The sequence below is a fragment of the Roseomonas sp. KE2513 genome (assembly GCF_016107305.1).
Taxonomy (GTDB): Bacteria; Pseudomonadota; Alphaproteobacteria; order Acetobacterales; family Acetobacteraceae; genus Roseomonas.
On record NZ_RCVR01000203.1, the window covers coordinates 1 to 339 of the forward strand.

Here is a 339-nt window from a genome sequence, read left to right on the forward strand (position 1 = left end):
CAGGTTAGACACCAGGAACCAGATCCCGGCGCCGATGCCGAAGGAGGACGCGGAGGGCGTGCCCCGGGCGGTCGCATCCACCGTGGTGGCGCCTACCCCGGCCCCAAGGGAGTTCAGCATCAGCCCGATCGTTAGGGCCACGACGGCGCCGGCGATCACCGCCCCCCAGGACACGCGGGAGGGCAGCGAGGGCGTGCCCTCGGGGAGGACGACCGCTGCCCTCGTCGCATCACCGTAGAGGTCCGATGTGGATCGTGTTTGCACGGGAGAGATTCCTTCAGGTCTTGTTTTCGGCAGTGCACAGGAGCGTGCTTTCGGCACCAGCGGCACCTCTCTTGG

The 339-nt window shown here is 67.8% G+C and carries 1 pseudogene; it reads right to left on the reverse strand.

What is annotated here, in order from left to right:
- A pseudogene (locus D9599_RS30960) lies at positions 1-264 on the reverse strand (hypothetical protein); the annotation flags it as partial.
- Positions 265-339 lie beyond the last annotated feature (75 nt).